Raw genomic sequence first — 1,065 nt, 5'->3', positions numbered from 1 at the left:
CGGCGCCGAGGTCGACGACGGGGCCCGCGGCCCGGCCCGCGGCGCCGGCCGGCGCGGCGGCGCTCAGCCAGTCCTCGCGGCCGGCGCGCGGGACGGCCAGGCTCTTGTCGGGGACGGCGAACGGCTGCAGCGTCACCTTGTAGCCGAGGTCGCGCAGCACTCCGGCGATGTACCGGGCGGCGGCGTGCTCCTGCCGGGTGCCGCACACCCGCCAGCCGATCTCGTCGCTGAGGACCTTGAGGTGCCTGAGCGCGCGGCGCGCGTCGACGCGGGCGACCACGGCCTTGTCGGCGGTGGACAGCGACGGGGGGCGGACGGCGCCGGGGCGCTGCCGGGTGGCGGCGGCCGCGGTGCCGGGCAGGAGTCCGACGGTGGCGAAGCCCGCGGCGGCCGCGACTCCGGCCAGCAGGTCGCGCCGCTTGACCGGCGCCGTCTTCTTCAGCGGCATGGCGTCTCCTCGGGACTCGGGGGCAGGCGGCGGCCGGGGCCCCGGCCGGGTCGCGGTCCGGGCGGCCGGCCGCCGGCCTGCGACGAAGTTCGGAGAGCGCGCCCTGTTCGCGGCGAAACTATGTAACGTAACTTTTGGCGGCAATGTCGCTTCTTGTTCCGAAACCCAACCGTGATCGACTTCGGTCGTCTTGCCCGCCCCCGGGGGCGTCAGTAGGGTGACGACCAATTAGTGATCCACGTCACACCGGAAGGCGGTGGGTCGTGCGGGACGCAGAGCCAGGGCTGTGCGTGTGCGGCGTCACCGTGCGGCGCCGCGGGGTGACCGTGCTCGACGGAGCGGATCTGACGGCGCCGCCCGCGACGGTCACCGGAGTGGTCGGGCCGGACGGCCCCGGCGCCGCCGCCCTCGCCGACGTGGTCTGCGGCCGGCTGCGGCCCGCGTGCGGCAGCGTCCGGCTGGACGGCGCCGACCTCACCCGCAGGCTGCCGGTCCCGCGCCCCCGCCGGGGCGTGGCGCGCACCTTCCGCCGCCCCGCGGTCCTGCGCGGGCTCACCGTCCGCGAGAACGTGCTGGTCGCGGTGCGGGCGCACGCGCTGCTGCGGGACGTGCCCGGC

At 77.2% G+C, this 1,065-nt stretch carries 1 protein-coding gene and 1 pseudogene; one reads left to right on the top strand and one right to left on the bottom strand.

Annotation, left to right across the window (positions count from 1 at the left end; all coding sequences use genetic code 11):
- A pseudogene (locus tag ABD879_RS32650) lies at nucleotides 1–448 on the bottom strand (hypothetical protein); the annotation flags it as partial.
- Between the two features lie 263 nt (nucleotides 449–711).
- Here ABD879_RS32650 and ABD879_RS32645 point away from each other — a divergent pair.
- A partial coding sequence (locus ABD879_RS32645; protein WP_345025657.1) for an ATP-binding cassette domain-containing protein occupies nucleotides 712–1,065 on the top strand: 354 nt, incomplete at its 3' end.

The sequence above is a fragment of the Actinomadura keratinilytica genome, assembly GCF_039539665.1.
Taxonomy (GTDB): Bacteria; Actinomycetota; Actinomycetes; order Streptosporangiales; family Streptosporangiaceae; genus Spirillospora; species Spirillospora keratinilytica.
This window is presented reverse-complemented; position numbering and strand designations above follow the sequence as displayed.